This is a genomic window from Demequina sp. (assembly GCF_049841215.1).
Lineage (GTDB): Bacteria > Actinomycetota > Actinomycetes > Actinomycetales > Demequinaceae > Demequina.
Window position 1 is genome coordinate 321,502 of record NZ_JASGEO010000005.1, and the last position, 6,593, is coordinate 328,094.

Annotated in this window: 6 protein-coding genes; 4 read left to right on the forward strand and 2 right to left on the reverse strand. The window is 67.4% G+C overall.

The window, feature by feature from the left end:
• The first annotated feature begins 108 nt into the window (after window positions 1–108).
• Complete coding sequence (locus tag QM618_RS02385; protein WP_428094453.1) at window positions 109–1,119, forward strand: aldo/keto reductase family protein; 1,011 nt, start codon at window positions 109–111, stop codon at window positions 1,117–1,119.
• A 129-nt stretch (window positions 1,120–1,248) separates the two neighbouring features.
• Here QM618_RS02385 and QM618_RS02390 read toward each other — a convergent pair whose 3' ends face one another.
• Entirely contained in the window at window positions 1,249–2,286 is a 1,038-nt protein-coding gene (locus tag QM618_RS02390; protein ID WP_428094456.1) for a quinone-dependent dihydroorotate dehydrogenase, read from the reverse strand.
• Window positions 2,287–2,318: 32 nt separating this feature from the next.
• Between QM618_RS02390 and QM618_RS02395 the strand changes: the two genes are divergently transcribed.
• The gene (locus QM618_RS02395; RefSeq protein ID WP_428094459.1) at window positions 2,319–3,761 is read left to right on the forward strand and encodes a leucyl aminopeptidase; all 1,443 of its coding nucleotides are present in this window, start codon (window positions 2,319–2,321) and stop codon (window positions 3,759–3,761) included.
• Window positions 3,762–3,850: 89 nt separating this feature from the next.
• On the opposite strand, the gene QM618_RS02400 is transcribed toward QM618_RS02395, so the two are convergent.
• Window positions 3,851–4,174, reverse strand: a complete 324-nt coding sequence (locus tag QM618_RS02400; protein ID WP_428094462.1) for an oxidoreductase — start codon at window positions 4,172–4,174, stop codon at window positions 3,851–3,853.
• 92 nt (window positions 4,175–4,266) lie between these two features.
• On the opposite strand from QM618_RS02400, the gene lpdA reads away from it, so the two are divergent.
• A complete protein-coding gene (lpdA, locus tag QM618_RS02405; RefSeq protein ID WP_428094466.1) occupies window positions 4,267–5,652 on the forward strand; it encodes a dihydrolipoyl dehydrogenase in 1,386 nt (461 codons plus the stop codon).
• A gap of 20 nt (window positions 5,653–5,672) precedes the next feature.
• Window positions 5,673–6,593: biotin/lipoyl-containing protein (locus QM618_RS02410; protein ID WP_428094470.1), on the forward strand; the 921-nt coding region annotated here is incomplete at its 3' end.

A 6,593-nucleotide genomic window follows, 5' to 3' on the forward strand; every position in this document is an offset into this window, starting at 1 on the left:
GGCACCGCTTGCGCGCGCCCTCAATTCCTGTCGGTACATAGCGGTTGTCTCCTGCCGGGGGGGCCCGACGCTGGGGCGCCTTGGTTACCGAGCGGTTAGGCTGGGCGAATGGTCACCTATCGTTATTTGGGTAACTCCGGCCTCAAAATCACGGAGCTCACATACGGCAACTGGCTCACTCACGCGTCGCAGGTTGCGAACGAGCAGGCGGCGGCCTGCGTGAAGGCCGCTCTCGACGTTGGCATCACGTCCTTCGACACCGCGGACGCCTATGCGAACACCGCAGCGGAGGCCGTGCTCGGCGACATCCTCAAGGGTGAGCGCCGCGAGAGCCTCGAGATCTTCACCAAGGTCTACTGGCCAACCGGTCCCAAGGGCGCGAATGACACGGGCCTGTCTCGCAAGCACATCATGGAGTCCATTAACGGCTCGCTGTCGCGCCTCCAGACGGACTACGTAGACCTTTACCAGGCACATCGCTTTGACCACGAGACCCCGCTCGAGGAGACGATGCTCGCGTTCGCGGACATCGTGCGCCAGGGCAAGGCGCTCTACTTCGGCGTGAGCGAGTGGACCGGCGAGCAGATCCGTGCGGGTGCCGCGCTTGCGCGCGAGCTCCATGTGCCGTTCATCTCCAACCAGCCCCAGTACTCGATGCTGTGGCGCGTCATCGAGCCTGAGGTCATCCCGGCGTCCGAGGCGGAGGGCCTCAGCCAGATCGTCTGGAGCCCCGTGGCGCAGGGCGTGCTCACCGGCAAGTACCTCCCAGGACAGCCGCTGCCTGAGGGCAGCCGCGCCACCGACGAGAAGGGTGGCGCCAACATGATCAAGCGCTACCTCAACGACGACGTGCTGACGCGCGTCCAGAACCTCACGCCCATTGCGCAGGAACTGGACCTGACTCTCGCCCAGCTGGCGGTGGCGTGGGTGTTGCAGAACCCGAACGTCGCGGCGGCGATCATTGGGGCCTCGCGCCCCGAGCAGGTCACCGAGAATGCGAAGGCGTCTGGAGTGGAGATTCCCGCCGAACTCATGGCGCGCATCGACGAGGTGCTTGGCGACGTCGTGGAGACAGACGCCTCACAAACGGCCGCCTCGAGCCCTTCGACGCGCGTCTAGGCGCCGGTCAAGAAACTGCCACAGACGCGATGAGGGGCCCGGGTGATCTACCCAGGCCCCTCATCTCAAAGGAGAAAACAATGCTCGTACGCCTGGCAGGAACGTACATCTAGGCAACGCGCCCTGCGGCTATCTAGTTCCCGACTTTCCTGAGAGTTTGCCAAGAGTCTGGTTGAGCTTCGCAACCCACCGCGGCCCCTCGTACACAAACGCCGTGTAGAGCTGTAGCAGGTCCGCGCCGGCGTCCAGGAACGCCTTGGCGTCGTCCTCGCTGGAAATGCCTCCCACTCCTACAATCGCCAATCGGCCCGACGCTCTGGCAGCTATGCGGCCCACCACGGCTTGGGCGCGCTCCCGCACTGGGGGCCCAGACAGGCCTCCGGGCCCGCGGTCGTGGGAGATCGTGGTGTTCGTGGCCACGATGCCGTCCAGATGGAGCTCGAGCGCCAGGTCCGTCACCGCGTCCACGTCCTCGTCAGCGAGATCGGGCGCGATCTTCACGAGCAGCGGCACGTGCCGTTCAGGGACCGCCTCGTTTGCCGCCGCGCGCACGTGCTCGAGGATGGGGCGCAACGCGTCCACCGACTGCAAGTCCCGCAGCCCAGGGGTGTTGGGTGACGAGACGTTGACCACCAAGTAATCCGCGTACGCGGCAAGCGTCCGCGCGGAGTACGCGTAATCGGTTGCCGCGTCCTCCGGCGCGGTCACCTTGGTCTTGCCGATGTTGACCCCAACGAGCACGGCGCGGCCTCTCGCGGACGCGCGCAGACGAGCGAGGCGACGGGCAACCGCATCCGCTCCCTCGTTGTTGAAGCCCATCTGATTGCGCAGTCCGTGCACGTCCAACTCGCGCCACGACCGCGGCTTGGGATTGCCCGGCTGCGGGCGTGCGGTGACCGTGCCGATCTCGACGAAGGCGAAGCCGCCTGCCGCAAGGCCAAGCACCGCCTCCGCGTTCTTGTCCATCCCCGCGGCGAGCCCCACGGCACCGGGAAAGCGCAGACCCATCACCTCGCGAGCCGCTGCTGGACCCGGATTGGGGATGATGCCAAGGGATCGCCCCACGCGGAAGACGAAGGGCAACCGCGCGAAGGCAACGACGCCAAATCGGTGTGCCTTCTCGGCGTCAACGTGGCACAGCACGTGCCGGTACAGGAAGCTGTACATGGCTCAACCGTAGTGCGGGTTAGGCTCGGCGTATGACCTCCGCTCGCGCACTTTCCGACGCCCTAGACACCTTCGCAGCCGATGCCCTCATCGTGGGGCTCACGGGGGATGGTGAGGTTGCGTCCCACCCTCAGTTGCCCGACGCTGCGCGGGCCGCGCTTGAGGCCTCCTTGGGTGCGCTCGACGCGAGCGGGAAGCTCGGTTCGGTGACCGTCGTGCCTGGTGGCGAGGCTGTTTCCGCTCGCCGGGTGGTGGGTGTTGGGATTGGCTCCGGATCTGCGAACGACCTCCGTGAGGCCGCAGGGTCCGCCTCCCGTTCAGTGGGCAAGAAGGCGACCTCCGTGGCAGTGGCACTGCCAATCGGCGATGACGGCGACGCAACCGCTGTGGTGCACGGCGTACTACTTGGCTCCTACTCGTTCACGGCCTACAAGTCAGATCACGAGGCCCACGACACTGAGTGGCACATCGCGGGCGCCTCCGACACTGCGATCGAGCGCGGGTCGATCGTCGCGGAGGCCGTCAACGGCTCCCGCGATCTCGTGAACACTCCCCCGCTCGACATGTACCCGGCCGCACTCGCCGATGCCGCCCTGGCGCTCGGCGCGGAGCACGGCATCTCGGTGACGGTGTGGGACGAGGACGAACTCGCCGAGATGGGCTGCGGTGGAATCCTTGGTGTTGGCCTTGGCTCGTCGCGCCCGCCGCGCCTCGTGCGCGTTGCCTACACGCCTGCCGACTCCAAGGGCACCGTTGCGCTTGTTGGCAAGGGCATCACCTTTGACACCGGCGGTATCTCCCTCAAGCCGTCCAAGTCCATGGAAACGATGAAGTCGGATATGTCCGGTGCGGCGATCGTGCTGCACACCGTGGTGGCTGCGGCACGCCTTGGCCTTGGCGTTGGCGTCACGGGCTGGTTGTGCATCGCGGAGAACATGCCGTCTGCTACCGCCCAGCGGCCCTCCGACGTGATCCGCATCTACGGCGGCAAGACGGTCGAGGTGCTCAACACGGACGCCGAGGGGCGCCTCGTGATGGCCGACGGCCTTGTCAAGGCAATCGAGGAGTCTCCCGATGCGGTGCTCGACGTCGCGACGCTTACGGGAGCGCAGGGCATGGCCCTCGGCACTCGCACCTCGGGAGTGATGGGCGACGACGCCGTACGTGACGAGGTGATCGCGGCTGCGAACGCCGCGGGCGAGCCGATGTGGCCCATGCCCCTGCCGGAGCACCTGCGCGAATCCATCGTCTCCAAGGTGGCGGACCTGCAGAACATCGGCGACCCTAACGGCGGCGGCATGCTCTCAGCGGGCCTGTTCCTCAAAGAGTTCGTTGGCGACACGCCGTGGGCGCACCTGGACATCGCCCGCCCCGCCTTCAACGAGGGCTCCGCTCACGACTATGCGCCTCCGGGCGCTACGGGCGCCTCGCTGCGGACCCTGCTGCGGTTCCTTGCGGCGCGAGCGGACGCTTAGCCCCTCGCCGCGTGCGGCCGGAATGGGTCGTGAGTTCGCCTATCTGCGTGAATAGCCGGACCAACGACCCATTCTGAGCCGCGGCGCGCCTAGAACTGCTTGCGGTGTGTCTCGTTCCACTCGCGCATGCGCGAGGGGTAGCCGGAGAGGTTGACGTCGTAGGCGGGGATGCCAAGCTTGTCCGCAACTTTTCGCGCCGTTGCCTGGTCAGGAATGCGGCGGCGCGTCCACTCGCCCGTCTCTGCCACCACCACCATCGTGGTCTGCGTGACACGAGTGGGTGGCTCGATGAAGGCTTCGCAGCCGGGCCTTGAGGCGATGAAGTCACGCAAGTGCGTCATCGTCTCCGCTTGAGCATCTTTAGGTGATGCGGCCGCGCCCGGGGTCTTGGGCTTACGCGAAAACAGTCCCATGGGGTTAAGGCTAGCCGTCGTTCGAGGTACGCGAGGTAAGTCTGGGGGTGGCAAGATGGACGTACCGACCGTCCTTACAAGGAGACCCCATCGTGACCGAGTCCACCCCTCACTCGTTTGACGTACTCGTGCTTGGAGGTGGCAGCGGCGGATACGCGGCCGCGTTGCGCGCCTCGCAACTCGGCCTGAATGTGGGCCTCGTCGAGGAGAGCAAGGTCGGCGGCACGTGCCTCCACAACGGCTGTATCCCCACCAAGGCCCTGCTGCACGCTGCGGAACTCGCAGACAACGCGCGCGAAGGTTCCAAGTACGGCGTGCTGAGTTCGCTGCAGGGCATCGACATGAACACGGTGAACTCCTACAAGCAGGGCGTGATCGATCGCCTGTACCGCGGGCTCCAGGGCCTCGTGAACTCGCGCGGCGTAACGGTGATCGAGGGGCGCGGGCGCCTCGTCAGCCCTGACACCGTCGAGGTCAACGGCGAGCGCTACACCGGGCGCAACGTGGTGCTCGCAACGGGCTCGTACGCGCGCTCGCTTCCCGGCCTCGAGATCGGCGGGAGGGTCATGACCTCCGATCAAGCGCTTGAACTCGACACCGTCCCCACGAGCGCGATCGTGCTCGGCGGCGGCGTGATCGGCGTCGAGTTCGCCTCCGTGTGGACGTCCTTTGGTTCCAAGGTGACGATCGTCGAGGCGCTGCCCCATCTGGTCCCCAACGAGGACGAGGCGCTCTCCAAGGGCCTCGAGCGCGCGTTCCGCCGCCGCGGCATCGACTACAAGCTCGGCGTCCGTTTCCAGGGCGTCACGCAGGACGAGAACGGCGTCACGGTCACGCTCGAGGACGGCACCACCATCTCGGCGGACCTGCTGCTGGTCGCCGTTGGCCGGGGCCCGCGCACCCAGGACCTTGGCTATGAGGAGCAGGGCATTCGCGTAGACCGCGGCTTCGTCCTCACCGATGAGCGCCTCCACACTGGCGTCGCCAACATCTACGCCGTCGGCGACATCGTTCCCGGTCTACAGCTCGCCCACCGTGGCTTTGGCCAGGGCATCTTCGTCGCGGAGCAGATCGCGGGCCTCAACCCCACGCCGATCGTCGAGGCGAACATCCCCAGGGTCACCTATTGCAACCCCGAGGTGGCCTCCGTTGGCCTTACCGAGGCCAAGGCCAAGGAGGAGTACGGCGACGACAAGGTCGTGGCACTCGAGTACAACCTCGGCGGCAACGGCAAGAGCCAGATCCTCGGCACCACAGGCTTCGTGAAGCTCGTGCGCGTCGTCGATGGCCCCGTCGTTGGCATTCACATGCTCGGCGAGCGCATGGGCGAGCAGATCGGCGAGGCTCAGCTCATCGTCAGCTGGGAGGCTCACCCCGACGACGTCGCTCCCCTCATCCACGCCCACCCCACGCAGAACGAGTCGCTCGGCGAGGCCCACCTGGCCCTCGCAGGCAAGCCGCTGCACGCCCACGACTGATTTCGGAGACAATCACCATCATGAGCACAGACGTCACGCTTCCCGCTCTCGGCGAATCCGTCACCGAGGGCACCGTCACCCGTTGGCTGAAGAACGTCGGCGACACCGTCGCCGTCGACGAGCCGCTCCTCGAGGTGTCCACCGACAAGGTGGACACCGAGATCCCTTCGCCGGTTGCGGGCACCCTGCTTGAGATCGTCGTCCCCGAGGACGAGGTGGCCGAGGTCGGTGCAGTGCTGGCAAGGGTTGGCGCCGCCGATGAGGCCGGTAGCGCGCCCGACGCTGCGGCACCCGCCGCTCCTGCGGCCGCCCAGCCGGTGGCTGAGCAGGCGGCTCCCGCGGACGCTCCTGGCGAGACCGCTGGACAGCCAGAACCCCAGACCGCTCCCGAGCCAGAGGCCGAGGCGCCCGAGGTCGCCGAAGCTGCCCCCGAGGTGGCCGCAGAGGCGCCCGCAGCCGCACCAGCAGAAGAACCCGCAGCGGCGCCTGCGGCGCCAGCAGGTGGCGGCCGCGACGTGACGCTTCCTGCGCTTGGTGAATCCGTCACCGAAGGCACAGTGACCCGCTGGCTCAAGTCCGTTGGCGACACCGTTGCCGTGGACGAGCCACTGCTCGAGGTGTCCACCGACAAGGTCGACACCGAGATTCCGTCCCCCTTCGCCGGCACGCTTACCGAGATCCTCGTTAACGAGGACGATGTCGCTCAGGTCGGTGCCGTGCTCGGCCGCATTGGCGACGGTTCCGCTCCTGCCCCGGCCGCGCCTGCTGCTGAGCCCGCTCCGGTGGCCGCAGCGCCCTCCCCTGCACCCGAACCCACGCCCGCCCCGGCGGCTGTTCCTGCCCCTCCCGTGGCAGCGGCACCAGCGACTCCGCCAGCACCCGCTCCGGCACCCGCTCCGGCACCCGCGCCGGCGGCCGCTCCGGCTCCTGCGGCCGCCGGC